This window comes from Cryobacterium sp. TMT3-29-2 (assembly GCF_004564305.1).
GTDB lineage: Bacteria > Actinomycetota > Actinomycetes > Actinomycetales > Microbacteriaceae > Cryobacterium > Cryobacterium sinapicolor.
In genome coordinates this window covers 61,476-85,712 of sequence record NZ_SOGK01000065.1, presented here as the reverse complement: position 1 = coordinate 85,712, position 24,237 = coordinate 61,476, and the positions used below count along the sequence as shown (strand labels likewise).

The following is a 24,237-nucleotide window of genomic DNA, read 5'->3' as shown; positions in this document are numbered from 1 at the left end:
ACGGCCACTCTCGATCGGAACGGGCACTCAGGCGACGGCCTGCCGGGGCTCGCCGGCCGCGCCGTCCATTGCCGCGTTCGACCCGACGTCCATGGCCACGTCCAGGGCCGTGAGGATGTCGGCGAGCAGGTCGTCGACGTGCTCGAGGCCGATCGAGAGCCGCACGATCCCGGCGCCGGGCCGGGCGCCGGCCTCGACCGGGCGGTGGGTCAGCGATGCCGGATGCTGCACGAGCGAGTCGACGCCGCCGAGGGAGACGGCATGCGTGATCAGCGCGCAGGCCTCCGTGAACCGCACGGCCGTCTCGAAGCCGCCCGCGAGCTCGAGGGCGATGATCGAACCGGCCCCGCTCGCCTGGCGGCCCAGGAGCCGCTGCGGGTCCTGCCCGGGCAGCCCCGGGTACAGCACCCGGGTCAGGGCGGGATGGCCTACAAGGCCCTCCGCGACCATGCCGGCCGTGGCCTGCTGGGCGCGCACCCGTACCGGCAGGGTGCGTAGCCCCCGATGCAGCAGATACGCCGCGAACGGATGCAGGATCCCCCCGGTCAGGGCCCGAACCTGCCGCAGGCGGACCATCCATTGCTCGGTGCCAGAGACCGTACCGCCCATCACGTCCCCGTGGCCGCCCAGGAACTTGGTCGCACTGTGCAGCACGAGGGTGGCGCCCGATTCGACCGGGCGCTGCAGCACAGGGGTGGCGAACGTGTTGTCGACCAGAACCGGTACGCCGCCGGCCGCCGCGACCACGGCCCGGATGTCGGTCAGTGCCAGAGTCGGGTTGGCGGGGGACTCCAGGATGACCAGCCCCGTGTTCGGCCGGATCGCGTCGGCGACCCCGTCGGCGTCGACCCAGGTCACGCTCGTGCCGAGCAGCCCGGTGGCGAGCACATGGTCGGTTCCGCCGTAGATCGGCCGAAGCGCCACCACGTGGGGCGTGCCGGCGGCGACGGATGCGATCAGCACGGCCGCCAGTGCGGCCATTCCGCTCGCGAAGGCGACGGTTCCCCCGGTGCCCTCCAGCGCGGAGAGCGCCGTTTCGAAGCGGGCGACCCCGGGCTGCCAGAGCCGCTGGTACACCGCGGAGTCACCGTCACGGATCGTTCCTCCGGTGGCCAGGTTCTCGTAGGAGTCGCCACCGCATTCGACACCGGCCAGCGGATTCGTCGTGGAGAGGTCGATCACGGGCACGTGCGACCCGGAAGCGGTCACCCCGGCCATCCCGCCGTGGACGGCGACGGTATCAGGGTGTAGGGCAGGCGCCCGCTGAATCGGTTCGTGCTGTGGCAGCGGTGGCAGCAGTGGCATCGGTGGCGTCATGCACAGACAAAAGCAGATTCTGTGGCGCGACGCAATCCATGGTGCAGACCCTTCCGAATCAGCGGTTGCTTTCGCATAAACTGCTCACGGAAGAAAGAGTGTGGCAATGGAACCGAAGAAAACCGAAATCGACCGGGTCGACCGGGCGCTCCTGCGAGCACTGTCCGTCAACGCCCGCGCCTCCGGAGCGGCGCTGGCCGCGGAGATCGGCGTCGCCGAGTCGACCGTGTCTCTGCGGCTGCGCCGCCTGCAGCAGCTGGGACACATTCGCGGCTATCGTGCGAACATCGACCTCGCCGCGCTGGGCGCGTCCCTGCAGGCGCTGATCTCGGTTCGCCTGGTCAAGCACGCTCGCGTGCAGATCGACGAGTTCCGGGCGGCGGCGCCGCACTGGCCCGGGGTGATCGGCCTGTTCCACACCGCCGGCGCCGACGATTACCTGCTGCACGTGGCCGCGGCCGACGCGTCGGACCTGCGCGATTTCGTCCTGCAGCACCTGGCGGAGCATCCGGCGGTGGCACACACCGAGACCAACCTCATCTTCGAGTACGTCGACGGTGACGGCTGGCAGGACCTGGTCAAATAGTTCGCTTAACGCAGACAGTGCCCCTGCCGAAGCAGGGGCGCTGTCGAAGCTCGTGAGCTACGCGGCTCGGAAAGCCGCCTCGCTGGTTGAGCAGTTGCGCAATTTAGAGGGCGCGGATGTTCTCGGCCTGAGGACCCTTCGGGCCCTGGGTTACCTCGAACTCGACCTTCTGGTTCTCGTCGAGCGACTTGTAGCCGTTCGAAGCGATCGCGGAGTAGTGCGCGAACACGTCGGCGCTTCCGTCGTCGGGAGCGATGAAGCCGAAGCCCTTTTCAGCGTTGAACCATTTCACGGTACCTGTTGCCATTATGAAACTCCTCCAGGAGTGTTAGAAAGGCCCCGACTTTCGAGGCCGTTCGTCGCGGTATTCGTCGTCCGCTTCCGAAAGGAATACGCCGCGGTGACCGGAGTCTCCGCGTTTTAAGACGTGCAAGCACTACAACTACTGAGATAACCCTAGCCCACATCGCCGTGGTGCGTCCGGATTCGGCGGCAATTCGGTTCCAAAGTGTTACGTATATTGCAGGTGATGATCCAATCCGGGTGCACCTGCACTACTCGGTCGTGACAAAGTCGATCAGTTGCTCCACCCGGCCCAGCAACTGCGGCTCCAGGTCGGCGAAGGTGCGCACCCGGCCCAGGATCCGCTGCCAGGCCCGGGCGATGTCGGCCTGGTCCTCATGGGGCCAGCCGAGGGCCTCACAGATCCCGTGCTTCCATTCGACGCTTCGCGCAATCGCAGGCCACTCGGTGAGTCCGAGGCGGTTCGGCTTCACGGACTGCCACACGTCGATGTACGGATGCCCGACCACGAGCACATTCCGGCCGTGCGGACCGCGCGCCACGGCTTCCGCGATCCGGCTCTCCTTCGATCCGCGCACCAGATGATCGACCAGCACCCCGACCCGGCGGGTCGGTCCCGGGCGGAATTCCTTGAGGAGCTCCTCGAGGTTGTCGACGCCCTCGATGAATTCGACGACGACCCCCTCGATCCGCAGGTCGGCTCCCCAGACCTTTTCGACGAGTTCGGCGTCGTGCCGGCCCTCGACGAAGATGCGGCTGGCACGGGCCACCCGAGCCGGGGCATCCCGCACCGCCATCGATCCCGACGCGGTACGGGCGCGGCCCTGCGACGCAGCCCGGGCCGGGACGACGAGCACCACCGGTTCGCCGTCGATCAGGAATCCGCCGCCGAGCGGGAACAGGCGCAGTTTGCCGTGGCGGTCCTCCAGGGTGACGATCTTCTTCTCGATTCGCACCACGGCGCCACAGAAACCGGTCGCGACCTCTTCGACGACCAGGTCCGGCGTGGCCTCCCGGGTCGGAATCACCGTCCGGCCGGCGTCGCGCCAGCCGGGGGAGAGCACGTCCGCGCTGTACCGATCCTGCATGTTCCGTTCGTTCATTATCGGTTTCCTCGCTCCTGCGCCTCGCCGACGCCGGAATCGACGCTAGCGGATGCCCGGTTCGGGCGCCGCTCCCAGACCGGTGGTGTCGGCGGCCGGTAGTAGCCTGTCCCCATGTGCGGTCGATTCATCATCACGGATACGGCGTCCGATCTCGCCGCGATGTTCGACGTCGAGCACGAGGGCGTGAACCTGCCCGAGCCGTCCTGGAACATCAAACCCACCGAACAGATCCCGATCGTGCTCGAGTCCGCTAAGGCCGGGCCGGTCGTGCGCCGGCTCGAGGCCGCGCGCTGGTCCCTGGTCCCCTCCTTCGCGACGGAGCTGCAGGCATCTTTCCCCACATTCAACGCACGCGCCGAAACGGCGGCGGAGAAGCCCACCTTCAAGAGCTCGGTCGTCTCACGGCGCGCGCTTGTGCCGGCCACCGGATACTACGAGTGGCGCACGGTCGGCGGCATGAAGACCCCGTACTTCATCTATTCCGACGACGGCCTGCCGCTGGCCTTCGCCGGACTCTATGCCTGGTGGCGCAACCCGGCCCTGGCTGATGACGACCCGGCGCGGTGGGTGTTGTCGGCGACGATTCTGACCCAGGACGCCGAGGGCGCGGTGGCCGACCTCCACGATCGGATGCCCGTGATCCTGGCCGAGGAATGGTGGGACCAGTGGCTCGACCCTCACACCAGGGGGGACCAGTCGCTGATCGACGCCGCGGTGGCCGCCTCCCGGGAGGCGGACGAGAGCCTGCGATTCCACGAGGTCGCCCCGGTGCGGGGTAACGGCCCGGAACTCATCGAACCGGTCGGGGCGCCGTCGTCGGTCTGACGTTCGACCGGGTACGCTCGTTTCATCGGCCCGGCGACCAGTGCGGGCACCGCTCGAAAGGATCGCACCATGAACGCCGTCGCCTTCACCGTCGCAATGGCCATCTTCGTCTTCGGTCTCTGGCTGTTCGGGTTCGCGTTCGAGGTGACGGCGTATCAGCTGCCGATCTTCCTCGGCGGCATCCTCTGCGTCTCCCTCGCCGTGGCCATTCCGGTGCAGATCCTTCGCGACTAGCACGCACACACCGGCTCCGGAGGGCGCACCGTGCGTGCCAGCCAGAGGACAGATCCCGTGGCCTTCCACGCCGAGGGCCCCGTCTGGTCCCAGCAGTGGGGTGGGCTGCGCTGGGTGGACATGTTCACTGGCGACATACTCTCCCTGCACGGGGACACCGTGAGCCGGCGCCACGTCGGCACGCTCGCCGCGGCGCTTCGGCCCCGGAGCGCCGGCGGCGCCGTCATCGCACTCGAACACGGATTCGCACTCGAGGACTCCACGGGCAACATCATCGAGCTGAGCGCGCTCTGGGACGACCCCGGACTGAGGATGAACGAAGGTGGCTGTGACCCGGACGGCCGCTTCTACTGCGGTTCCATGGCCTACGACCAGGCTCCGGGGGCGGGAAGCCTTTACCGGCTGGATCCGGACGGCACCGTGACGACGGTCCTCGAGAACCTCACCATCTCGAACGGGCTGGAATGGAGCCCGGACGGCTCCCTGGCCTACTTCAACGACACGCCGACCGGCCGCATCGCCGTGCTCGACTACAGCCGGGAGTTCGGCCTGACCGGCCTGCGACCCTTCGTCGAGATTCCGGCCGAGGCGGGCTACCCCGACGGGCTGACGGTGGACAGCCAGGGTTGCGTGTGGGTAGCCCTCTACGGCGGGAGCGCCGTGCGCCGCTACATGCCCGACGGCCGACTCGATGCGATCGTCGAGGTCGGCGCCACCAACGTGACCGCGTGCACCTTCGGCGGTCCGGAGCTGAAGCAGCTTTTCATCACCACCTCGCGGGAGAATCGGGGCCCCGATCAGGACCCGCTGGCCGGGTCGCTGTTCATGGCCGAGGTCGGCGTCGCCGGTCGCCCGGTGCGGGAGTTTGCCGGCTGAAACGACACATCACCGAAGCAGACCGGCTACCAGGTTGATCAGGGTCGCCAAGATGAACGAACCGAACAGGTACGAGAGCAGGCTGTGGCGCAGCGCCGTCATCCGGATCGCGTGCGACTGCAGGCTGGTGTCGGACACTTGGAACGTCATCCCGATGGTGAAGGCCAGATAGGCGAAATCACCGTAGCGGGGAGGCGAGGCCTGATTGAAATCGACCCCTCCGTCAGGACCGGCGTAATACAACGAGGCATAGCGGAGCGTGAACAGTGTGTGCACCAGAATCCAGGAGAGCCCGACGCTGAGCACCGCGGCCGCGGCCATGATCCCCCGTTCGGTGCCGGACGTGGCAGGGGTCTCCACCAGGAGGAAGACCAGGGCGCCGAGGCTGCCCAGGCTGCTCAGAAGAATCAGGATGTCGGCCGCGCCTCGGGACGGATCTTCCTGAGTGGCATGGCTGGCCGTGTTCTCCACATTCATGGGGCCGATGATGAGCCATACCCAGGTGACATACGTCACGCACGCCGCCGCCCAGCCTGCGACAGGCGCCAGTGTCCAGTTCGCGGCCGTGCCGACCAGGGCTGCGGCAAGGACACCCGCAGTCAGCATGCCGAGGAGTCGGGTACTCGAACGGTGGAGCCGTCGGCTGCGCGTGGTCATATGCCGATCGTGCCATGAATTCAGGTGCCGCCGGTCCGAGGCACGAAGCGTGTCCGGCGAGATGCCAGCCAGGGTCGGTAGGGTGTTGTAACGATTGGCCGGCTGCTCCACCGCCGGCCGCACTAACGCTGAAAGAGACCGCTGGATGTCAGATAGCCCGGCCGCGGCGTCGCCCTACGAGGTGCTCGGCGTCAGCCCGTCGACGAGTGACGAGGAACTTCGTCGCGCCTACCGTCGCCTGCTGCGCCACACGCATCCGGATGTCGGCGGAGACGCCGCCGCCTTCCACACCGTGCAGATCGCGTGGGAACGGGTGGGAACCCCGGCCGATCGCGCCGACTACGACCGCCGGCGGTATCCGGACTCGGACCCCGAGCCCGAACGCCCTGCCTATGCCTCCGGGGCCGGCCGAGGACAGGCCGCGCAGGCGGGGCCACGGGCGCGCATGTACGGCCATCCGGGCGGTGAGGCACGCCAGCGCTACCTCGATCTGCTCCGGGAGTGGGCCGGGCGGGGAACCTCCATCGAGGACCCGTTTGCCCCCGCGCTCATCCGTTCGGCGCCACGGGAGATCCGGCACTGGCTGGCGAAGGCCCTGGCCGAGGAATCGACCGCGCAGCTCGTCTCCGCCCTCGGGATCGGCTTCACGGCCTGGCATGACGTGGCGGCCGGCGCGCACGGAGGCAAGGTCGATCACGTGGTTCTCGGTCCGGCCGGTCTCTTCGCGGTCCTGTCCGAGGACTGGGGTGGGCCGGTGCAACTGCGCCGCGGGGAGCTCGTCGGTGATGCGCTCGGTTCGGATGACCGCCCGATCGAAGACGTCGAGGGTGCCGTTCGGGCTCTGGCGAAGTCACTTCGGGTTCGGTTCACTGCCGTGTTGATCGTGCTGCCCGACGAGGCCCTGACGGATCTGCTGACGGTCCCCGGCCGCGGCCGGCGCCCGACCGTGATCACGCTGCCTCGGTCCCGGTTGATCGGAGTGCTGCGCAGTGGGCTGCCCGGAATCGACCGCGGCAGTTTTGAGAAGGTGTTCGAGCTGCGGAGCCGCCTGCAGGACGGAATCCGCTTCATTTCGGACTAGCCCCTCAGCGCAGGCCCAGCTTGTCGACCCAATACCCCAGGAATTCCGCTCCGGCCGCGTCGTGGATCAGGGAACCCTCCACGATCACGGGGTAGGGGCGCTCGAGAATGCCGTCGGAGGGTCGCACGTCCACATGCGAGACGTCGTAGCCGGCTGCATGCAGGTGGTCGGCCATCAGGTAGTCACTGCGCGAGTCCCCGACCGATCGCCAGACACGGGGGAGGCCCCCCGATTCGGAGAAGAAGGCCAGCGCCCGCTCCGCGCCGCGGTCCTTGTCCAGGGTGACCGACTCGATGTCGGTCGAGATGATCGTCGGGTCGATCCGGAATCCCACAGTGCCGGCCTGGTCCGGCACCACTCGATCACCGAAACGGATTCCCAGGCCGAGTTCCACCATCACCGAGAATGCGGCCTCGTTGAACACCGCCGCGGCGCCCTGGTAGCGGCCGTGGTCGGCATCCGTGCGCTGCTCGACCGAGACCATGGCCTGCTTGGTCTCGTCGAAGAACATCGTGTCGTCGAACCGGTCGACCACGAGGTTGCGGAGCCGGTCGACGGCGACGGCCGGCAGGGCCACGCTGTCGTCGACGACGATCTCGCCCATCCCCGCGGCCGTGATCGGGAACCAGACGGCCCCCTTCTCGCAGACCCCGTACATCCGCATCGACTCGGGCAGGCCGGCCGCGCGAAGGGGCGCGACGACCTGCTCGCGGATGAAGGTCGACGAGCGCCCGGTGATGAACGCGATCGGAACGTTGGCTCCGGCCAGGCTGATCAGGTCCGTGATGATGCTGGGCGTGGCAATGGTTCGGGTCACCGGACTGGCGATCGGCCCGTCCACGTCGAGCAGCAGGCCAAGGGGAGAGGGTGTTTCGCGCATACCCCAGTGTTTCACGGGCGCACACTCTGACCGGTCAGCGGACTCCGACCGTCACCTTCCCGTTGGTGGTCGCCGCGGTGACGGATCGCCGGGAGGACGGGTCGCTCGGGACCGATCTGCTGTCGATCTCGCCGTTGGTCGTGCGGGCGTCCACCCGGTACGTCACCCCGTCCGCCGGCAGCCGCACCGTGATCGCGCCGTTGGTGCTCCGGGCCTGAACCGTGGAAGGCGGGTCGAGGAAGTCGAGCGCGACCCCGCCATTGGTGGTCGTGGCGGCCACCCGTCGGGAGCCGGAGTCGCGCACGTCGATCGCCCCGTTGGTCGTTCGAAGTTCGAGGTCGCCCCGGCTGCCGTCGGTCGTGATGGCTCCATTCGTCGTTTCCAGGGTCAGGGCCCCGGTCAGGCCGGTCGCGGTGAGACGTCCGTTCCGGGCGACGACGTTCAGCGGCAACGCTGTGGGGAGGCGCACTGTCAGCTCGACCGAGCAGAAACCGAACCACCGACCGGGGCAGCCGCCGGAGATGCTGGTGACGCCGGCCTCGGTGGTGACCCGCAGCGACGGTGCCGCGCCGACATAGGTGCCGCGAGCCTCGACGTACACCCGATCGTCCGGGCTGGGCCGCAGGTCGACGGATGCGTTGGGCACCGTGGCAAGAACCCGCGGGCCGGCGTCGACAATCTGGGTATCCGCGTAGGTCCCGCCGAGGCTTCCCCCGCGCAGGACTGTCCCGATCACGACCACACCGACCACGATCGCCACGGCGACCACGGACAGCGTCACGATCAGCGCGGTTCGGCTGCCCGAGGACATCGGCGTGCCGGACGGCGGCCGGGTGGGCGGCTGCGCGAGTGGTTGTGCGTGCGGCGGGAGCGGCGTCTCGGTCATCGCGGGCCTCCAAACGGTCGAGCGGCGAGGGGCGTGCCGCTGCCGACGAGGATACCCGGCCACGGAACGCCTATTCTTGAACACGATGATTACGCGACGAATGGCGGCCCTGCGCCTTGATATCCCGATCGAGATGGCGCAGCGCCACGAACTGCCCTCCCGGATGTCGGAGGCCGAACTGGTCGAGATCGAGCGCAACCCGCCGCCATGGCTCGTGCAGTCCCGGGCCAACCGCACCGGCAAGAAGCCGGTCTGGGTGGAACTCCGCTGCGACGTCTGCGGCTTCACCGAGGCCGCTCGGCCCAAGAAGTGGTGGCCCGCCTTCACCTACTTGACCTGCGACTACCACGGCTCCGAGGAATTGCCGGATGCTGCGGTCGGACTCAGCCGCTCCGAGGTCGACGGTATCGGCAACGCCTTCATCGGAGTCGTCGACGAGGCACCCTAGGCCGGGCTGGAACCAATTCGACGGAGAATTTGGCTCAAACACCCGTTTTTGAGCCGAAATGCGGTGTCTGGCGCAAAATCTCCGTCGAATTCGTGAGGGGAGAGTACACCTCGCCTGGTGCGTCCCCGTGCACCCGGTTGGTGTCGGTCAGCCCGCTCAGCCGGGGTAATTTGGCGGTAGCCGCCTGAGACCGGAGGACTTCTGACCATGCTGCGCACCCTGGGTGTTTTCATCGCCCGTCACCGGTTCACCTCCCTGCTGGTCTGGGCGTGCACGATCGCCGCGTGCGTGGCGACCGCACTGTTCGGGATAACCGGTGAGAGCCTGTTCCAGCGGCTCTCCAGTGCCGGTCCCACCGTCGAGGGTGACGCGAGCCAGGCCGCCGACCTGCTGCAGGGCAACGACGGCGAAGACACGGTGTCCCTGTCCCTGCTCGTCCACGGGGTCGACCTGTCCGCGCCGGATCTGGCCGCAATCCTCACTGCGGCCACGACCGACCTGACCGAGATCGACGGGGTGTCCGGCGTCGCTGATCCGCTCGCCGTCCCGCCGCTCCCGGACGGCGCGCCGAACCCGGCTGCGGTGCCCCTCCTGGCACCAGACGGCACCGGACTGCTGCTGAACGTCCAGATGGAGGCACCCGACGGTGATCTCAGCGGTGAGCTGCTGGGGGAGGTGGAGGACCGGCTGGCCGTGGCGGCCGACGACGTGCGGCAGATCGAGCCGGGAGCCACCGTGGAGGTCGGCGGAACCCCGCTGCTGGTGGAATCCCTGGTGGCGGTCGCCGAGGCCGACCTGCGGAAGGGCGAACTGATCGCGTTACCCATCGCCCTGCTGGTGATGCTGATCATCTTCGGCGGTTTCCTGGCGGCCGGCATTCCCCTGATCGGGGCGCTGGCGTCGATCGCCGGGGCTCTCGGGGCCCTCTACGTCTTCAGCTACCTGATGGAGATCGACACCACGGTGCTCAACGTCATCACCGTGATCGGGCTGGGACTCTCCATCGACTACGGGCTGCTGATCGTCAGCCGGTTCCGGGAGGAATTCCGGGCCCTCATGGAACGGGCCGGCGATAGTGAGACCCGCTCGGAACGGCACGAGCGTATGCTTCAGGCCGTGGGCGTGACGGTCGACACGGCCGGCCGCACGGTGCTCTACTCCGGCCTGACCTTCGCCATAGCCACGGTGGGCCTGCTGGTCTTCGAACCGACGATCATCCGGGCCATCGCCATCGGCGCAGTCTCCGTGGTGCTGATCGCGATCCTGACGGCGCTCGTGCTCGTGCCGGCGCTGCTCGGGTATTTCGGCGAACGACTCGTGAAGCCGGGCCTGCTGACCCGCGTCCCCGGTCTCGGCCCCCTCCTGACCCGCTTCGGCGACGTCGCCCCCCGGGAAGGCGTCTTCTCCCGGCTGACCCGCCGGGTGCAACGGGCGCCCGTGCTCGTGTCGCTGGGCGGCATCGCCCTGCTCCTCCTGCTCGGGAGCCCCGCCCTGAACATCACCGTGGCCAGCGGCGGCGCCGACGCCATCCCGAAGGCCTCGACCCAGTACGGGTTCGTCGCGGCGCTGAACCACTACTTCCCCCTCGCCACCGCCCCGCTCGTGCAACTCGTCTCGGACACCGACGAGGGATCCGCCGCGGCCTGGGCCTCGGCGGTGGCGACGCTGCCGAACGTCACGGGCACAACACCGCCGGTGGAAGTCAACGGCTACTGGGTGTCGCGGGTCGGCGTCGAGCAGAACGAAGGTCCGGCCGTCGTGCGGGAGATCCGGGACGACCGGCCCGACTTCGAAAACTGGGTCGGTGGCACGGATGCCGCGTCGGTCGACTACGTCGACTCCCTGGTCGTCAGCGCCCCCTGGGCTGCCCTGATCATCGCCGGCGCCACGTTCCTGCTGCTCTTCCTGATGACCGGTTCCGTGGTGGTCCCGCTCACCGCCCTCGTGATCAGCGTCATCTCGCTCGGCGCCTCCGTGGGCATCCTGGTCTGGGGATTCCAGGAGGGAAATCTCGCCGGGCTGCTCGACTTCGACGCCGACACGATCGCCGGCGTGGACCCTCTGGTCCTGACCCTCGTGCTCACCTTCGGCTTCGGTCTGGCCATGGACTACGAGATGTTCCTCCTCGCCCGGATCAAGGATTACCACGACGCCGGGGAGAGCACGCGCTTGGCGATCGTGACGGGTCTGCAGAGCTCGGGCCGGATCATCTCCTCCGCGGCCCTGATCATCGTGATCGTCTTCGCCGGGTTCGCCACCGGCAACCTGCTGCAGATGAAACAGATCGGAGTCGCCCTGGCCGTGGCCGTGCTTCTGGATGCGACCCTCGTGCGCACCATCGTGGTGCCCGCCGTGATGACCGCACTCGAGAAGGGACTGTGGTGGGCGCCCCGGTGGATGCATCCGATCCACGCTCGCTTCGGGATGCGGGAGTAGTCGCGGGAGTCGGCTGCGGCTACACCGGGGCCGGTTCGTCCACGTCGTCGTGATGGACCCGGTCGGCCAGGCTGCCCAGCGGCTCGCCGCTGCCGCCCCACTGCCGGGCGATGATCTCCGCGGCGATGGACACGGCCGTCTCCTCCGGAGTGCGGGAGCCGAGGTCCAGCCCGATCGGGCTGTGCAGCCTCGCCAGGTCCGTCTCGCCCAGACCGGCCTCGCGAAGCCGGGCCAGCCGGTCCTCGTGGGTGCGCCGCGAGCCCATCGCTCCGATGTAGGCGAACGGGCCATGGGTCAGGGCCACCTCGAGGAGCGGCACGTCGAATTTCGGGTCGTGGGTGAGCACGCAGACGACACTGCGCTCGTCCACGAGCCCGGCCTCGACCTGCTCGGTCAGGTAGCGGTGCGGCCAGCCGACGACGACTTCGTCGGCGTCCGGGAAGCGGGCCGAAGTGGCGAAGACCTCCCGGGCGTCACACACGGTGACGCGATAGCCGAGGAAGGAAGCCAGCCGGGCCAGAGCGGCGGCGAAATCGATGGCGCCGAACACCAGCATCCGTGGGCGCGGGGCATAGCTGTTAACGAAGACCTGCATGCCCGCACCGCGTCGCTCGCCGTCGGGACCGTAGGTGAGGGTGCTGTTGCGCCCGGCGGCGAGCAGCCCGCGGGCGTCGTCGCTGACCGCCCGGTTGGCGCGGTCCGAGCCCAGGTCGCCGGTGGAGCCGTGCGGCCGGATGACCAGGTGCCGGCCCAGCCGGCTGGGATCGGGGTGCTCGATCACGGTCGCGACCCCCACCGGAACCGAATCGGCGATGTCCTGCTCCACGGCGGCCAGCTCCGGGAAGCTCACCCGGCTGACGGGCTCGACGAAGACGTCGAGGATTCCGCCGCAGGTCAGACCCACGGAGAAGGCGTCGTCGTCACTGATGCCGTAGCGCACGAGCACCGGCCGCCCGCCCTCGATGACCTCGGTCGCGAGGTCGTAGACGGCACCCTCGACGCAGCCGCCGGAGACCGATCCGACCACGGCGCCGTCCGCGGTCACCAGCATCGACGCTCCCGCCGGTCTGGGGGCGGACTGGAAGGTGCGCACGACGGTGGCTAGTCCGGCGACGCCGCCGGACTGCCATCCCGTCAGTAACGGATTCAGGACCTCACGCACGGGGACTGACCCTTCCGGTTACGCTCATCCGGGCCTACCGGCCGCCGGCGCGGCGGCCGAGGCGATAGGCGACGAACGCAACCGCGGCGATCACGCAGAGAAGCTTCGGCAGGCTGCTGAGCTGGTCCAGGACGATGCCCTTAGCCAGTTCGAACGCGTTCAGGCTGGTCTCGGCGGCGGCGGCCGCTTGGGGCGGGCGCGGTGCGGGAGTCGTCGTGATCGGCGGTGCCGGTGGTGCGGCGGCCGCCGATTCCGTCGTGTCGGTGCCCGCTCCGGCGACCTGCCCGGCTGCGGGCTCCGCCTGGTCCGGAGCCGGACCCGCGACCATAGCCTGCAGGTTCTCGGCGAAGAGGGACATCATCTGGTCCGTGACGCTGCCGATGATGCTGCGCCCCATCGCGGCTACCTTGCCGGAGAGGCCCACGTCGGCACTGACCGTGCCCAGGGTTCGACCCTCCGCCTCGACGAGGGTGAGGGTGGCCGTTCCCTGCGCCGTGCCCTGACCGCGGGTCTCCTGAGCGCGCCCCTCGAACACGGCGCGATGCGCGTCGCCATCCCGCTCGAGAACGGTCATCTGGCCTCTGTATTGCATGGTCACCGGACCCAGTTTCACTTTCATTCCGACCTGATAGGCGTCGTCCGAAAGCTTGTTCAGCACCTGTGCCCCCGGCACGCAGCCGGCGACACGTTCGAAGTCCATCAGAGTCTTCCACACCTCGTCGATCGGTGCGGCGACGGAGAACGTGCTGTTGATGTCCATTATCGGGTCCTCGTATTCTCGTGTGTGTCCGAACGGTCGGCGCGAATCGCCGCCGCCACTTCAGCCAGGGCCGCATAACTGTGGCCGCTGACGAATGCGTCCACAAACGGCAACGCGGCCGCCATGCCGCCCACCACCGGCTGGTAGTCGAGGGCGACCTTCCTCGGGTTGACCCAGACGATGCGGTAGGCCAGGCGACGCAGGCGGGCCATCTGGGTACGCACCGAATCCGGGTCGTCCAGGGCCCACCCGTCCGAGATGATCACGATGACCGCCCCGCGGGCGAGGCCGCGCCGACCCCAGGTATCCGTGAAATGACGGATGCTCTCCGCCAGCCGCGTGCCGCCCGCCCAGTCCTGGGTGCTGGCGGCCGCCCGGGCCAGAGCCTGGTCCGGGTCGCGCACCGCGAGCTGACGAGTCAGCCGTGTCAATCCGGTCGAGAAGATGAAGGCCTCCGCCTCCGCCTCGGCCGCGGCGACTGCGCCCTGCAGGAGCGACAGGAACACCCTCGTATACGGCTCCATCGATCCGGATACGTCACACAGCAGAATCAGGCGGCGCAATCGCGTGCGCCGGCGCCGGTAGACCAGGCGCACCGGCTCCCCACCGGTGTGCTGCGCCGCCCGTGCCGTTCGGCGCAGGTCCAGTCTCGGGGCGCTCCAGATGGTCTTCCTGGTGCGGCGGCTGACGCGTTCCGGCGTGGCGAGGGCGATCCGGCGCACGAGCTGACGCATCCGGGCGACCTCGTCCGGGGCCAGATCTGCAAAGGATTTCTGGTGCAGGCGCTCCTCGGCGGCCGCCGTCACCAGGATCGTGTCCCGCTCCGGCGCATCCGGGTCAATCGAGCCGTCCCCGCCCGGGGTCAGGGCCGGCGGCTGGGGCAGCAGCACCGGTTCCGCAGCGACCGCCGGCCGGTTGTCCGACGCGGTCGGCCGGGTGCGGGGTTCGGCGCCGATCGACGGCGGCGCGTTCTGGTCGCCGCGGAAATCCGCCGGGTCGAGGGTGCCGGCGAACACGGCGTCGAAGACCGCGTCGAATACGGGCACCTGCTCCCGGGACGAGACCAGGACCACCCGGCACGTCCAGTACAGCGGGTCGCGCGCATGCGGCGGAACCAACCGGAGGGCCTCCGCCAGCCGGGCGGCACGGTCCGGGGAACTCGGGACGCCCGCGCGGCGCAGCGCCGCGCTGAACCCGACCGCCAGTGCGGCCGCTTCGACGCTGGTCCGGCCGGCCCCGGACCGGTCGACGAGGCCCGGCGAAGCCAGGTCAGCCATGGTCGCCCACCAGCCACGCGGCCCCGCGGCCGAGCGCCAGATCGAGGTCGTCGCGGTTCTTCAGAATCGATCCCCAGGTCTGATCCACGCCTTCGGCGTCGAGCTGGCCGACGCCGAGCACGCTCAGGGCCGAGACCCAGTCGATGGCCTCGGCGATCCCCGGTGGCTTCGCCAGGTCCAGGGAGCGCAGCCGGGTGATGGCCGACGCCGCCTGCAGGGCGATCGGTGCGGCGCTGTCCGGCACCCGGCGGCGCACGATCTCGGCGATCCGCTGCGGCGTCGGATAGTCGATCCAGTGGTACAGGCACCGCCGGGTCAGGGCATCGTGCAGGTCACGGGTGCGGTTGGAGGTCAGGATCACGATCGGCGGATGCGTGGCCCGCACCGTGCCCAGCTCGGGGATCGTCACGGCCGCCTCGGCCAGCAGCTCAAAGGTGAAGGCCTCAAATTCGGCATCGGCCCGGTCGATCTCGTCGAGGAGGAGCACCGCCGGCCGGGGCCCGCGGTGCTCGATGGCCTGCAGGAGTGGGCGGCGCAGCAGATACTCCGGGCCGAACAGTTCCGTCTCGGCTAGGTTGGCCTGGCGGGCCTCGGCCAGCCTGATGCCCAGCAGCTGGCGCGGGTAGTTCCACTCGTAGAGCGCCTCGCCCGCGTCGATGCCCTCGTAACATTGCAGCCGGAACAGGGGCGTATCCAGCACCCGGGCCAGCGCCTTGGCGGCCTCAGTCTTGCCGACGCCGGGCTCACCCTCCAGCAGGATAGGCTGCGGCAGGCGCACCGCCAGGAACATCGCGGTGGCGAGGCCCTCGTCGCCCAGATAGTCGACCGCGTCCAGGGCGTCCAGCAGGGCAGGCACGTCGGGGATCATCCGGCGAACGTCGTCCTCGGCTCCCGTGCGAGCGGCACCGGTCATTGTTTCTGTCCTGACTGCGCCGGTCCCGACCGTGCCTGCCCCGATTCGGCGAGCGCCCGCTGATAGTCCGCCTCGGTGTCGATGTCCAGGGGGATCGGTCCCGCCACGACGACTTCGCACACCTCGGCGGCACGCTGCTCCAGGAGCGCCCAGACCGCCTTGTCACCGTGGAGCGCGGCCAGGTCCGGGTGCACCGATCGGTCGAAGGCGAACGGATGTCCCACGCCGTCGACGTAGCGGCACACGGCGAGGTGAGAATCGCCCCGGCCCTCCAGCAGGCGTTGCACGGTCTCCGGGCGCACACCGGGCTGGTCGCCCAGCAGAAGCACCAGCACGTCGGTGTCCGGGTGAAGTGCCTGGATGGCGGCCGCGATCGATGAGGAGCAACCGGCACCGGACGCGGGATTGATGACGACGTCGCAGCCGTCGGTGTCCACGCTCTGCCGGACGGCGTGCTCCGCTCCGCCCAGGGCCAGCAGGATCTGGTCGAAGCCGCTTGCCCGTGCGATTGCGAGAACCGCATCCAGGAGCACCCCGTCGCCGTAGGGGAGGAGCTGTTTGGGTCGGCCCAACCGACGTGACTCCCCGGCGGCCAGGATCAGCCCGGCAATGCGTGGTTCATGTGGCGACGACATACCGCACCGGATCGGCGAGGAAGCTGCGGCGGCAGGACTCGGAACAGAAGTAGACGGTTTCCCCGTCGTGCGGTGCCCGCGGCGTCGAATCCCCGAGGGTGACGGACATGCCGCACACCGGGTCGACGACGACGGGAACCGTGTCCGGGGAAGGTGCCTGTGCCGCCGGCCACTTGGCCCGCTCGGCGACGAGCTGGGCCAGGATGGACAGCGCGATCTCGGCGGGGGAGCGGGCACCGAGCTGCAGCCCGGCCGGGCTGTGTACGAGCGCCCGCTGTTCCTCCGTGACGTTGAGGGAGGCCAGCACGGCGGCGCCCCGGGCCTGGCTGGCGACCAGGGCGATGTAGGGCACCTCGGCGTTCAGGGCGGCCTCGAGGACGGGCTCCTCGTCACGCCCGTGCGACGCCACGATCAACGCCGCGTCGTCTGTCCGAGGCAACGCATCGGCTCCCACCGTGCGGTGCATCTCCAGACCCAGCGGGCGCCCCAGGGCCACGAGGGCCTGTGCCACCGGCGTCGTTCCGATGACCAGCACCCGTGGCGCGGGCACGGACGGCTCGAGGAAGATCTCGACGGCGCCGCCGCTGAGGCACGGGTTCGACACCTGCACGGCTCCCTCCTCGCGCACCTGGGATGGTTCGCCCGCCACAACGCGCAGCAGGAGGGGCTCGTGGGCGGCCAGACTCTTCAGACCGTATTCCCGCACCGACGCTTCCACACAGGCGCCGCCGACGAATCCCTCGAGCGTGCCGTCGGCCAGCAGCAGGCCGGTGTCCCCGGCCCGGGCGCTCGTGGGATGCTGGGCGCGCACCACGGTGGCGCGCACGAACGGCTCCCGGTTTACTGCCAGTGCCCGAGCCCTCTCCGCGAGGGCGTCTCTCATTTCCGTCATGGCGACCCGCGGATCAGATCGGCGGGCGTGGCCGGCCCTGCATGGCCTCCCAGACCCGGGCGGGGGTGCACGGCATATCCATGTGCGTGATGCCGAAGGGCGCGAGGGCGTCGACCACCGCGTTGACGATGGCCGGTGGCGACCCGACGGTGGCGGACTCGCCGATGCCTTTCGCTCCGATCGGGTGGGGCGGCGACGGGGTCACGGTGAACCCGGTCTCCCAGTCCGGCACCTCCAGAGCCGTGGGGATGAGGTAGTCCATGAAGGTGCCGCCGAGGTTGTTGCCCTCCTTGTCGAACTCGATGAACTGCATCAGGGCCATGCCGACCCCGTCGGTGAGGCCGCCGTGCACCTGCCCCTCGATGATCATCGGGTTGATCCGGGTGCCGCAGTCGTCGACGGCGATGAACCGGCGCACCGTGACGTGACCGGTACCGGGGTCGACGTCCACCACGCAGATGTAGGCGCCGAAGGGGAAGGTCAGGTTCGGCGGATCGTAGGTGACCTCGGCATCGAGGTTGCCGTCGATCCCTTCCGGCAGGGTGACCGTGCCATGCGCGCCCATCGCGATCTCCGCCATGGTCTTGCCGACGCTTGGGTCGCCCTTGACGAACCAGCGGCCCTTCTCCCATTCGAGGTCTTCGGGCCGGGCCTCCAGCATCGCGGCCGCGATGAACTTGGCCTTCTCCCGCACCTTTCGTGCGACCAGAGCCACGGCTGCGCCACTGACGGGGGTCGACCGGCTGCCGTAGGTGCCTAGACCGAACGGGGTCTGGTCAGTGTCCCCGTGCACGACGTCGATGTCTTCCGGGGGGATGCCGATCTCCTCGGCTACGATCTGGGCGAAGGTCGTCTCATGGCCCTGCCCCTGGCTCTGCACCGAGATGCGAACGACGGCCTTTCCGGTGGGATGGATGCGCAGCTCGGCTCCATCCGCCATGCCCAGGCCGACGATGTCCATATGCTTGCGCGGCCCGGCGCCCACGGTCTCGGTGAAGAAGGAGATTCCGATCCCCATCAGCTCGCCGCGAGCGCGCTTCTCCTGCTGTTCGCGCCGCAGGTCGTCGTAGCCGGCCATCTCCATCGACTTGCGCAGCGCCTGCTCGTAGTTGCCCGAGTCGTACTCCCACCCGGTCTTGTTCTTGTACGGGAACTGCTCGGGCTTGATCAGGTTCATCAACCGCAGTTTCGCGGGGTCCATCTCCAGCTTGTGTGCGAGCATGTCCACGAGCCGTTCGACCAGGTAGACCGCCTCGGTGACCCTGAAGGAACAGGCATAGGCGACGCCGCCCGGCGCCTTGTTCGTGTACACGCCGGTCACCTTGCAGTGCGCGGCCTGAAGATCGTAGCTGCCGGTGAAGATGTGGAAGAAACCGGCCGGGTACTTCGTTGGCTGGGCGGTGGCGTTGAAGGCGCCGTGGTCCGCGAGCACGGTCGACCGCACGGCGAGAATCTTGCCGTCCTTCGTGGCGGCGATCTCGCCCTGCATGATGTAGTCGCGGGCGAAGGAGGTGCTCATCAGGTTCTCGGACCGGTCCTCCATCCACTTCACCGGCCGTCCGGTCACGATCGACCCGACGACGGCGAGGATATAGCCGGGGTAGATCCCGACCTTGTTGCCGAAGCCACCGCCGATATCGGGGGAGACGATGCGGATCTTGTGCTCGGGGATGCCCGACACGATCGCGAACAGGGTTCGGTGCGCGTGTGGCGCCTGACTCGTCTCGTACAGGGTCAGCGCGCCTTCGATCGGTTCGAAGTCGGCGACGGCCCCGCAGGTCTCCATCGGTGCCGGGTGCACGCGGGGGTAGACCACCTCTTGGGACACGACGACGTCCGCGGAGGCGAAGACCGCGTCGGTCTCGGCCGAGTTGCCGGCCTCCCAGTCGAAGATGTGGTTGTCGGTGCGGCCCTCAAGGTCATCGCGGATGACGGGGGCGCCGGGGTCGAGGGCCGTGCGCACGTCGATGACCGGCGGCAGCACGTCGTAGTCGACCTCGATCAGCTCGAGTGCGTCGCGCGCTGCGTACCGATCCTCGGCGATCACGAAGGCGACCTCCTGCCCCTGGAATCGCACCTTGTCGGTGGCGAGCACCGCCTGCACGTCGGCGGACAGGGTCGGAGCCCAGGCAAGCTTGAGGCCGAGCAGGTCCTGGCCGGTGATCACGGCCACCACGCCCGGGTGGGCGAGCGCGGCGCTGGTGTCGATCGACACCAGGCGGGCGTGCGCCACGGGGGAGCGCAGGATGGCGCCGTGCAGCATCCCGGGCAGCACGATGTCATCGACGTAGTGCCCCTTGCCCCGCACGAAGCGGGGGTCTTCCTTGCGCTGGATGCGGCCGTAACCGATCGGGCGGTTCTCGTCTCCGGCTGCCGGATTCGCCGCCCGCTCCTCGATGATGGTCATGCCGTCACCTCTTCTCCTGCGTTCTCTTCCATCTCGTCCATTCGGTCCTGCCCCGCGGGGTGGGCCGCCGCCCACTGCACCGAGCGCACGATGGTCGCGTAGCCGGTGCACCGACACATCTGGCCGGAGATCGCCTCGCGGATCTCCCCGTCGTCCGGGTGCGGGTTGTGGTCCAGCAGTGCCCGGGCGGTGAGCATCATCCCCGGCGTGCAGAACCCGCACTGCAGGCCGTGTTCCTCCATGAACCCCTGCTGCACGGGATCGAGCGTGGCCCCGGTGGCGAGACCCTCGACCGTGGTGATGGAATGGCCGTCGGCCATCGCCGCGAGCACCGTGCAGGATTTGACCGGCCGGCCGTCCATCAGCACGACGCAGGTTCCGCAGTTCGAGGTGTCACACCCCCAGTGCGTCCCGGTCAGCCGCAGCTGGTCGCGGATGAAGTGAACGAGCAACACCCGGGGTTCGATCTCCTCGGTGATGTCAGTGCCGTTGATGGTCATGCTGATCTGCATGGACTTAGCCTTCCTGAGCTTCGCCGGCGCGGGCGGCAGCGCGCCGCAGCACCCGCCGGGTGAGTTCGTCGGCAAGGTGCCGCTTGTAGTCGACTGGACCCCGCTGGTCGGCGACCGGGTCGCTCGCCAACGCGGCGAGCCGCCCGGCCGCTACGAACAGTTCTTCCCCCGGCCGGTGGCCGCGCAGCAGGGTCTCGGCCTCGGTCACCGTCCCTTCGATGCCAACGGCGGTCAGACCGATGGTGACGTCGTCGATCGTGCCGTCAGAGGCCAGGGACACCGCTGCTCCCGCCGCGACAACGGCCCAGTCACCGACGCGACGTTCGACCTTCTCGTAGGCGCTGCCCGAGTGGGGGCGGATCGGGAAGCGCACCTCGACGAGGAGTTCGTTGTGAGCCACGGCGGTCTCATAGGGCCCCTTGTGAAAGTCGTGCATGCTGAGCACGCGCTCGCCGCCGGGCCCGCGGATGACCGCCTCCGCCCGCAGAACCTTGCAGACCGTGGAAAGATCTTCGGCGGGGTCGGCCTGGCACAGGGACCCGCCGATGGTTCCGCGGTTCCGCACCGTGGGATCGGCGATCACCCGCTCCGCATCGGCGACGATCGGAAACAGCCGGGCAATCTCGGGAGACTCCAGCAGCGTGGCGTGGCGCGTCATCGCACCGACCCGCAGCGTATTGGCGTCCCGGAGCACGAAGTCCAGTTCGAAGAGCTCGTTGATGTCGATCAGCCATTCGGGTCTGGCCAGCCGGAGCTTCATCATCGGCAGAAGGCTGTGCCCGCCCGCTACGACCCGGGACTCCGGCCCGTGGCGCTCGAGAAGACTGATCGCATCGTCGACGGTGCTGGCGCGCACATAGTCGAAGGAAGCTGGAATCTGCACAGGGGCCTCCACCTCGAAAAGGTGCCCGGCGGCAGCGACGGGGCACGGAATTGTGACACATAGTGCTCCGGGGCCCTCAGGTTGTCAACGCGAATCGGTGCGGCTCCGGGCCACCGCGGAGACGATCGCCCGGCTCGTCATACCCACCAGGCTCGGAAGACGGCCCGGAAACGAGAAAGGCCCCGGCGACGAATCGCCAGAGCCTCTTGCACTGTCTCAACCAGTGCTCGTCCGGTCGCAGCAGAACTGTGACCGGAAGTCTGTGTGTCAGCCTACAGGGCCGGCATCCGGTGCCGGGGCCGGCGCCGTTCGGATCAGGGTTCTGGGTTGTCCCCGGAGTCGAGGGCACCCGGGGGCAGGCCCAACTCGTGTTCGGCGACAGTGCGCACGAGACCGCGCAGCCGCTGCGCATGACCATAGCGCACGACGGCGTGCGCGTTCAGCCCGTCGATGATCGCCAGAAGTTGCCAGGCGACCGCATCCGGGTCGATCGCCCGGAATTCGCCGCGTACGCACCCCGTTTTCAGTAACTCGGCGAGGAACGCCTGCCAGGCGTCCATCTGCGCGCCTACCTCCACCGCGAGTGCAGGGTGGCGTCGGCCGAGGCTCCAGGCATCGAGCCAGACGGCGGTGACCGCGCTGCGCTCGGGTCCGAGCAGCGAGTCGATCAGGGTCTTCAGGGCCGCCACAGATGTCTCGCAGGGTGCCAATTCCTCGGCCACCTCGCTGATCTCGGCCGCGACGATCGCCCCGAACGTTTGCGCCACCAGCGCGTCCATGCTCGGCTGGTAGTGACTGACCAGGGCAGGGGTCACCCCGACGCGGGAAGCAACCGCGCGCAGCGTCAGGGCGGACAGACCCTCGTCGAGGGCGATCTCCTGGGACCTGCGGGCGATTTCCGCGGCCCGTTCGATCGGTGCCTTGCGCCGGGATGCGCTCGGATCGGTTGACATGGAACCTGAGTCTATATATCTTTAATCATCTGTTATTGATCACTTGATCAATTAATTCGCGGGAAGGCCTCCTCATGCTTGTGATCCACGCCCCCGGCATCGCCGAACCACTGACCCGCACGGCGGGCGAGGCCGGGCCGCTGATCCGGGTCGGCCTAGTGCAGCACCGCTGGCACGCCGATCAGGAAGCTCTGCGCGCGGAGCTGGCCGACGGCATCCGCCTGGCCGCCGACCAGGGTGCCCGCGTCGTCTTCCTGCCCGAGCTGACCCTGCGGAAATACCCGGCCAACGAGCGCGCCCAGGGTGCGCCGAAGGAGACGGCCGAGGACCTGCTCACCGGACCGACCTTCACCTTCGCGGCCGAGCAGGCCCGCAAGCACGGCGTCGTCGTGCACGCCTCCCTCTATGAGCGGCCGCACGCCGACGACGCCCCGGAGGACCCGCGCGGTTACAACACGGCCGTCATGGTGTCGCCGACCGGGCGACTGCTCGGGCGAACCCGCAAAATTCACATCCCGGTGACCGAGGGCTACTACGAAGACACCTGGTTCCGGTCGGGCCCGGCCGAGGACGCGTACCCCGTGTACGCCCCGGCGGAACTGGGCGGTGCCCGGATCGGGCTGCCCACCTGCTGGGACGAATGGTTCCCCGAGGTGTCGCGACTGTACGGCCTCGGCGGCGCCCAGCTGCTGGTCTATCCCACGGCGATCGGCTCGGAGCCCGGCTTTCCGACCTTCGACACCGAGCCCCTGTGGCGGCAGGTGATCGTGGCCAACGGCATCACCAGCGGCCTGTTCATGGTGGTACCCAACCGTCACGGCGACGAGGGTGATCTGACCTTCTACGGCTCCTCCTTCATCTCAGACCCCTATGGTCGTGTGCTCGTACAGGCGCCCCGTGACGAGTCCGCGGTGCTGGTCGCCGACCTCGACCTGGCGCAGCGGCAGGAGTGGCTCACGTTGTTCCCCTTCCTCGCCACCCGGCGTCCGGACAGCTACGCGGGCCTGACCGCGCCGGTCGACCCGACTCAACCGTTCGGCTCGACCGTGACGGCGGGGGAGTCGTGACCTGGTTGATGCCGGCGGAGTCCGCGCCGCAGGATCGGGTGTGGATGGCGTTCCCGGTGGCCGGCTACACCCTGGGCACGGACGCGGATTCCGCTGACGAAGCGCGCCGCACCTGGGCTGCGGTCGCTCACGCGGCCCTCGATTTCGAACCCGTCACCATGGTCGTCGACCCGGCCGAGATGGGGATGGCTCGTCGGTACCTGTCCGCGGAAATCGAGGTCATCGAGGCGCCGCTCGACGACGCCTGGATGCGCGATATCGGCCCGACCTTCGTTCTGGGCGACGACGGGCAGTTGGGGGCGGTGGACTGGACGTTCAACGGCTGGGGTGCCCAGGACTGGGCGCGCTGGGGCAGGGACGCGGAGATCGGCAGGATCGTCACCGCCGCCTCCGGCGCGACGGGGATCTCCTCGGTTCTGGTGAACGAGGGCGGCGGAATCCACGTGGACGGCAGGGGGACTGTGCTGGCCACCCACACCGTTCAGTTGGATCCGGGTCGAAACCCCTACGTCGACCAGGCCAGGGTCGAGGCCGAATTCGCCCGCACCCTCGGCGCCACCCGCGTTCTCTGGCTGCCCCGCGGCCTGACCCGCGACCAGCAGCGCTACGGCACCCGCGGCCATGTCGACATGGTGGCCGTCCTCCCCTCACCGGGAACCGTGTTGATGCACACCCAGAACGACCCGGCCCACCCCGACTATGCCGTGACCCGGCAGCTCCGCGCCGTGCTCGCCGAGGCGACGGATGCCACGGGCCGTGCCGTAACCATCGTCGACCTGCCGGCCCCGGCCGCGCTGACGGACAAGGATGGCTTCGTGGACTACAACTACGTCAACCACCTCGTCGTCAACGGCGGCGTGATCGCCTGCGGTTTCGGCGAGGAGCGGGCCGACCAGGCCGCGCGGGAAATTCTGGCCAGGGCGTACCCAGGCCGAACGGTCGTGTCGGTCGAGGCGCGGCCATTGTTCGAGCGAGGCGGGGGCATCCACTGCATCACCCAGCAGCAGCCGTCGGCCGGATTGCACACCACGCCACAGCACGCCGCACCACGATGATGGCCGCAAGGTGAACATTCAGGGGACTGTGGCACGATTGACAGGTTGGCCATCGGGAATTCGGCTAGTCGGCGCCATCGGGACGC

At 68.9% G+C, this 24,237-nt stretch carries 25 protein-coding genes; 9 read left to right on the top strand and 16 right to left on the bottom strand.

Going from position 1 to position 24,237, the window contains the following annotated elements; all coding sequences use genetic code 11:
- Window positions 1-27: 27 nt before the first annotated feature.
- Window positions 28-1,305 (bottom strand): PLP-dependent aspartate aminotransferase family protein, encoded by a 1,278-nt coding sequence (locus tag E3O67_RS07805; protein ID WP_134429843.1) that lies wholly within the window; start codon window positions 1,303-1,305, stop codon window positions 28-30.
- A 118-nt stretch (window positions 1,306-1,423) separates the two neighbouring features.
- On the opposite strand from E3O67_RS07805, the gene E3O67_RS07800 reads away from it, so the two are divergent.
- Window positions 1,424-1,903, top strand: a complete 480-nt coding sequence (locus E3O67_RS07800) for an Lrp/AsnC family transcriptional regulator (protein WP_134429760.1) — start codon at window positions 1,424-1,426, stop codon at window positions 1,901-1,903.
- Window positions 1,904-2,006: 103 nt separating this feature from the next.
- Here E3O67_RS07800 and E3O67_RS07795 read toward each other — a convergent pair whose 3' ends face one another.
- The gene (locus E3O67_RS07795; RefSeq protein WP_035840308.1) at window positions 2,007-2,210 is read right to left on the bottom strand and encodes a cold-shock protein; all 204 of its coding nucleotides are present in this window, start codon (window positions 2,208-2,210) and stop codon (window positions 2,007-2,009) included.
- 247 nt (window positions 2,211-2,457) lie between these two features.
- Window positions 2,458-3,294, bottom strand: a complete 837-nt coding sequence (locus E3O67_RS07790; protein WP_134429844.1) for a DUF3097 domain-containing protein — start codon at window positions 3,292-3,294, stop codon at window positions 2,458-2,460.
- Between the two features lie 129 nt (window positions 3,295-3,423).
- Here E3O67_RS07790 and E3O67_RS07785 point away from each other — a divergent pair, with 129 nt between their 5' ends.
- The 3 genes from E3O67_RS07785 to E3O67_RS07780 all read left to right on the top strand — a co-directional run bounded on the left by E3O67_RS07785 (window position 3,424) and on the right by E3O67_RS07780 (window position 5,247).
- Complete coding sequence (locus tag E3O67_RS07785; protein WP_135102404.1) at window positions 3,424-4,137, top strand: SOS response-associated peptidase; 714 nt, start codon at window positions 3,424-3,426, stop codon at window positions 4,135-4,137.
- Window positions 4,138-4,206: 69 nt separating this feature from the next.
- Window positions 4,207-4,371, top strand: a complete 165-nt coding sequence (locus E3O67_RS16910; RefSeq protein ID WP_166786969.1) for a hypothetical protein — start codon at window positions 4,207-4,209, stop codon at window positions 4,369-4,371.
- Between the two features lie 30 nt (window positions 4,372-4,401).
- Complete coding sequence (locus tag E3O67_RS07780) at window positions 4,402-5,247, top strand: SMP-30/gluconolactonase/LRE family protein (RefSeq protein WP_135102403.1); 846 nt, start codon at window positions 4,402-4,404, stop codon at window positions 5,245-5,247.
- 9 nt (window positions 5,248-5,256) lie between these two features.
- On the opposite strand, the gene E3O67_RS07775 is transcribed toward E3O67_RS07780, so the two are convergent.
- Window positions 5,257-5,904 (bottom strand): DUF1345 domain-containing protein, encoded by a 648-nt coding sequence (locus E3O67_RS07775; RefSeq protein WP_135102402.1) that lies wholly within the window; start codon window positions 5,902-5,904, stop codon window positions 5,257-5,259.
- A 145-nt stretch (window positions 5,905-6,049) separates the two neighbouring features.
- On the opposite strand from E3O67_RS07775, the gene E3O67_RS07770 reads away from it, so the two are divergent.
- Window positions 6,050-6,985 carry a DnaJ domain-containing protein gene (locus tag E3O67_RS07770; protein ID WP_134429767.1) on the top strand — a complete coding sequence of 312 codons (936 nt, stop codon included), beginning with the start codon at window positions 6,050-6,052 and terminating at the stop codon, window positions 6,983-6,985.
- Window positions 6,986-6,989: 4 nt separating this feature from the next.
- On the opposite strand, the gene E3O67_RS07765 is transcribed toward E3O67_RS07770, so the two are convergent.
- Both E3O67_RS07765 and E3O67_RS07760 read right to left on the bottom strand, forming a co-directional pair.
- On the bottom strand, window positions 6,990-7,865 hold the full coding sequence (locus E3O67_RS07765; RefSeq protein ID WP_135102401.1) for a hypothetical protein: 876 nt from the start codon (window positions 7,863-7,865) through the stop codon (window positions 6,990-6,992).
- A gap of 34 nt (window positions 7,866-7,899) precedes the next feature.
- Window positions 7,900-8,751 (bottom strand): DUF4097 family beta strand repeat-containing protein, encoded by an 852-nt coding sequence (locus E3O67_RS07760; protein ID WP_135102400.1) that lies wholly within the window; start codon window positions 8,749-8,751, stop codon window positions 7,900-7,902.
- A gap of 85 nt (window positions 8,752-8,836) precedes the next feature.
- Here E3O67_RS07760 and E3O67_RS07755 point away from each other — a divergent pair, with 85 nt between their 5' ends.
- On the top strand, window positions 8,837-9,199 hold the full coding sequence (locus E3O67_RS07755; protein ID WP_134429773.1) for a hypothetical protein: 363 nt from the start codon (window positions 8,837-8,839) through the stop codon (window positions 9,197-9,199).
- Between the two features lie 207 nt (window positions 9,200-9,406).
- Window positions 9,407-11,635 carry an MMPL family transporter gene (locus E3O67_RS07750; protein WP_135102399.1) on the top strand — a complete coding sequence of 743 codons (2,229 nt, stop codon included), beginning with the start codon at window positions 9,407-9,409 and terminating at the stop codon, window positions 11,633-11,635.
- Window positions 11,636-11,654: 19 nt separating this feature from the next.
- Here E3O67_RS07750 and E3O67_RS07745 read toward each other — a convergent pair whose 3' ends face one another.
- The 10 genes from E3O67_RS07745 to E3O67_RS07700 form a co-directional block, all read right to left on the bottom strand.
- Window positions 11,655-12,797 (bottom strand): XdhC/CoxI family protein, encoded by a 1,143-nt coding sequence (locus E3O67_RS07745; RefSeq protein WP_135102398.1) that lies wholly within the window; start codon window positions 12,795-12,797, stop codon window positions 11,655-11,657.
- 34 nt (window positions 12,798-12,831) lie between these two features.
- Complete coding sequence (locus E3O67_RS07740) at window positions 12,832-13,557, bottom strand: SRPBCC family protein (protein WP_134429779.1); 726 nt, start codon at window positions 13,555-13,557, stop codon at window positions 12,832-12,834.
- Window positions 13,557-14,834, bottom strand: a complete 1,278-nt coding sequence (locus E3O67_RS07735) for a VWA domain-containing protein (RefSeq protein WP_135102397.1) — start codon at window positions 14,832-14,834, stop codon at window positions 13,557-13,559. Before E3O67_RS07735 ends, E3O67_RS07740 begins: the two co-directional genes overlap by 1 nt.
- The gene (locus tag E3O67_RS07730) at window positions 14,827-15,747 is read right to left on the bottom strand and encodes a MoxR family ATPase (RefSeq protein WP_174776810.1); all 921 of its coding nucleotides are present in this window, start codon (window positions 15,745-15,747) and stop codon (window positions 14,827-14,829) included. Before E3O67_RS07730 ends, E3O67_RS07735 begins: the two co-directional genes overlap by 8 nt.
- Window positions 15,744-16,382, bottom strand: a complete 639-nt coding sequence (locus E3O67_RS07725) for an NTP transferase domain-containing protein (RefSeq protein WP_134429783.1) — start codon at window positions 16,380-16,382, stop codon at window positions 15,744-15,746. Before E3O67_RS07725 ends, E3O67_RS07730 begins: the two co-directional genes overlap by 4 nt.
- Window positions 16,366-17,274 (bottom strand): XdhC family protein, encoded by a 909-nt coding sequence (locus E3O67_RS07720; RefSeq protein ID WP_134429785.1) that lies wholly within the window; start codon window positions 17,272-17,274, stop codon window positions 16,366-16,368. The genes E3O67_RS07725 and E3O67_RS07720 overlap by 17 nt, the downstream gene beginning before the upstream one ends.
- A 13-nt stretch (window positions 17,275-17,287) precedes the next feature.
- Complete coding sequence (locus E3O67_RS07715; protein ID WP_135102396.1) at window positions 17,288-19,681, bottom strand: aerobic carbon-monoxide dehydrogenase large subunit; 2,394 nt, start codon at window positions 19,679-19,681, stop codon at window positions 17,288-17,290.
- Window positions 19,678-20,193 (bottom strand): (2Fe-2S)-binding protein, encoded by a 516-nt coding sequence (locus E3O67_RS07710; protein ID WP_134370161.1) that lies wholly within the window; start codon window positions 20,191-20,193, stop codon window positions 19,678-19,680. The genes E3O67_RS07715 and E3O67_RS07710 overlap by 4 nt, the downstream gene beginning before the upstream one ends.
- 4 nt (window positions 20,194-20,197) lie before the next feature.
- Window positions 20,198-21,076: a xanthine dehydrogenase family protein subunit M gene (locus E3O67_RS07705; protein WP_134429789.1), complete on the bottom strand. Its 879-nt coding sequence runs from the start codon at window positions 21,074-21,076 to the stop codon at window positions 20,198-20,200.
- 314 nt (window positions 21,077-21,390) lie between these two features.
- Window positions 21,391-22,029, bottom strand: a complete 639-nt coding sequence (locus tag E3O67_RS07700) for a TetR/AcrR family transcriptional regulator (RefSeq protein WP_134429791.1) — start codon at window positions 22,027-22,029, stop codon at window positions 21,391-21,393.
- Between the two features lie 74 nt (window positions 22,030-22,103).
- Here E3O67_RS07700 and E3O67_RS07695 point away from each other — a divergent pair, with 74 nt between their 5' ends.
- Window positions 22,104-23,096: a nitrilase-related carbon-nitrogen hydrolase gene (locus tag E3O67_RS07695; protein ID WP_135102395.1), complete on the top strand. Its 993-nt coding sequence runs from the start codon at window positions 22,104-22,106 to the stop codon at window positions 23,094-23,096.
- Entirely contained in the window at window positions 23,093-24,151 is a 1,059-nt protein-coding gene (locus E3O67_RS07690; RefSeq protein ID WP_135102394.1) for an agmatine/peptidylarginine deiminase, read from the top strand. Before E3O67_RS07695 ends, E3O67_RS07690 begins: the two co-directional genes overlap by 4 nt.
- Window positions 24,152-24,237 lie beyond the last annotated feature (86 nt).

Bases quoted from the DNA above. Each gene is read 5' to 3' on its own strand.
- E3O67_RS07805 (WP_134429843.1), bottom strand. From the start codon at position 1,305: ATGCCACTGCTGCCACCGCTGCCACAGCACGAACCGATTCAGCGGGCG.
- E3O67_RS07800 (WP_134429760.1), top strand. From the start codon at position 1,424: ATGGAACCGAAGAAAACCGAAATCGACCGGGTCGACCGGGCGCTCCTG.
- E3O67_RS07795 (WP_035840308.1), bottom strand. From the start codon at position 2,210: ATGGCAACAGGTACCGTGAAATGGTTCAACGCTGAAAAGGGCTTCGGC.
- E3O67_RS07790 (WP_134429844.1), bottom strand. From the start codon at position 3,294: ATGCAGGATCGGTACAGCGCGGACGTGCTCTCCCCCGGCTGGCGCGAC.
- E3O67_RS07785 (WP_135102404.1), top strand. From the start codon at position 3,424: ATGTGCGGTCGATTCATCATCACGGATACGGCGTCCGATCTCGCCGCG.
- E3O67_RS16910 (WP_166786969.1), top strand. From the start codon at position 4,207: ATGAACGCCGTCGCCTTCACCGTCGCAATGGCCATCTTCGTCTTCGGT.
- E3O67_RS07775 (WP_135102402.1), bottom strand. From the start codon at position 5,904: ATGACCACGCGCAGCCGACGGCTCCACCGTTCGAGTACCCGACTCCTC.
- E3O67_RS07770 (WP_134429767.1), top strand. From the start codon at position 6,050: ATGTCAGATAGCCCGGCCGCGGCGTCGCCCTACGAGGTGCTCGGCGTC.
- E3O67_RS07765 (WP_135102401.1), bottom strand. From the start codon at position 7,865: ATGCGCGAAACACCCTCTCCCCTTGGCCTGCTGCTCGACGTGGACGGG.
- E3O67_RS07760 (WP_135102400.1), bottom strand. From the start codon at position 8,751: ATGACCGAGACGCCGCTCCCGCCGCACGCACAACCACTCGCGCAGCCG.
- E3O67_RS07755 (WP_134429773.1), top strand. From the start codon at position 8,837: ATGATTACGCGACGAATGGCGGCCCTGCGCCTTGATATCCCGATCGAG.
- E3O67_RS07750 (WP_135102399.1), top strand. From the start codon at position 9,407: ATGCTGCGCACCCTGGGTGTTTTCATCGCCCGTCACCGGTTCACCTCC.
- E3O67_RS07740 (WP_134429779.1), bottom strand. From the start codon at position 13,557: ATGGACATCAACAGCACGTTCTCCGTCGCCGCACCGATCGACGAGGTG.
- E3O67_RS07735 (WP_135102397.1), bottom strand. From the start codon at position 14,834: ATGGCTGACCTGGCTTCGCCGGGCCTCGTCGACCGGTCCGGGGCCGGC.
- E3O67_RS07730 (WP_174776810.1), bottom strand. From the start codon at position 15,747: ATGACCGGTGCCGCTCGCACGGGAGCCGAGGACGACGTTCGCCGGATG.
- E3O67_RS07725 (WP_134429783.1), bottom strand. From the start codon at position 16,382: ATGTCGTCGCCACATGAACCACGCATTGCCGGGCTGATCCTGGCCGCC.
- E3O67_RS07720 (WP_134429785.1), bottom strand. From the start codon at position 17,274: ATGACGGAAATGAGAGACGCCCTCGCGGAGAGGGCTCGGGCACTGGCA.
- E3O67_RS07715 (WP_135102396.1), bottom strand. From the start codon at position 19,681: ATGACCATCATCGAGGAGCGGGCGGCGAATCCGGCAGCCGGAGACGAG.
- E3O67_RS07710 (WP_134370161.1), bottom strand. From the start codon at position 20,193: ATGCAGATCAGCATGACCATCAACGGCACTGACATCACCGAGGAGATC.
- E3O67_RS07700 (WP_134429791.1), bottom strand. From the start codon at position 22,029: ATGTCAACCGATCCGAGCGCATCCCGGCGCAAGGCACCGATCGAACGG.
- E3O67_RS07695 (WP_135102395.1), top strand. From the start codon at position 22,104: ATGCTTGTGATCCACGCCCCCGGCATCGCCGAACCACTGACCCGCACG.